The sequence below is a fragment of the Streptomyces sp. NPDC048270 genome (assembly GCF_040652335.1).
Taxonomy (GTDB): Bacteria; Actinomycetota; Actinomycetes; order Streptomycetales; family Streptomycetaceae; genus Streptomyces.
On record NZ_JBEZLV010000138.1, the window covers coordinates 1 to 1,293 of the forward strand.

Below are 1,293 nucleotides of genomic sequence, written 5' to 3' on the forward strand. Positions count from 1 at the left end.
GTCCCGCGCGCACTTCCCCGTCCGGGCGGCCTTCGTGGTCCGCAGCGCCGCCGAACTGCGCAAGGAGCGTGCGGTCAACGCGCGCTTCGAAGCGATGTGCAGTCACTACCTGTTCGAGCCGGAGTTCTGCAACCGGGCTGCAGGCTGGGAGAAAGGCATCGTCGAGAAGAACGTTCAGGACCGGCGACGTCAGATCTGGCACGAAGCAGCGCTACGGCGCTGGGAAACGCTGGAGATCCTGAACGAATGGGTCGCTGGTCAGTGTCGTGAGGCGTGGCACATGCGGCACCCGCAGTGGCCTGAGCTGACGGTCGAGGATGTGCTGCAGGACGAGCGTACCCGGCTGATGCCCAATCCACGGCCGTTTGACGGCTACATCGAGCAGACCCTGCGAGTCTCGTCGACCAGCCTGATTCACTTCCAGCGCAACCGCTACAGCGTGCCCACCGAGTACACGAACCAGCTGGTGAGCGTGCGCTGCTATCCGGCATATCTCAGCGTCGTCGCCAACGCCCAGGAGATCGCACGCCACGAACGCAGCTTCGAGCGGCACATGACCTTCTACGATTGGCGCCACTACGTCACGCTGGTCGAGCGCAAACCCGGCGCACTGCGCAACGGCGCGCCGTTCATCACGATGCCGCAGCCGCTGCAACTGCTGCAGCGGCATCTGCTGAAACACCCGGGCGGCGATCGCGTCATGACGCAGGTGCTCGCTGCGGTGCGCGAACACGGGCTCGATGCGGTGCTGCTCGCCGTACAGGCTGCGCTGGATTCAGGACGCCCCAGCGCAGAGCACGTCCTGAACGTGCTGAGCCGGCTGAAGGCGCCCGTCACGAATGGCAGCCTCGCCACGACGAAACTCCAGCTCAAGGAAGAGCCCGCGGCCGACGTGAGCCGTTACGAGACGCTGCGCGCCAACCCACCGGAGGATCGTCATGTCTAACGATATCGCGGCCCAGCTCAAGGGTCTTAAACTGCACGGCATGGCGAGCACGTGGCCGGAGCTGCTCGCGCAGTCGCGCCACACGGACTTCGAGCCGGAGCGCTTCATGAAGCAGCTGTTGATGGCTGAAACCGCCGAACGGCAGGTGCGCTCGATCGCCTATCAAATGACCGCTGCGCTTCCCGGCCCACCGCGACCTGAAGGGCTTCGACTTCGCGCAGGCACACGTCGACGAAGCGCTGGTGCGCGAACTGAGCGAGCTGTCGTTCCTCGAAAGCGCGCACAACGTCGTGTTCATCGGTGGTCCGGGCACTGGCAAGACGCACCTCGCCTCAGCGATCGGAATC

General features: G+C 65.0%; 2 pseudogenes. Both read left to right on the forward strand.

What is annotated here, in order from left to right:
- Positions 1-946 (forward strand): annotated as a pseudogene (locus AB0D66_RS34630) (IS21 family transposase); the annotation flags it as partial.
- Positions 939-1,293: pseudogene (locus tag AB0D66_RS34635) on the forward strand (ATP-binding protein); the annotation flags it as partial. The pseudogenes AB0D66_RS34630 and AB0D66_RS34635, both read left to right, overlap by 8 nt.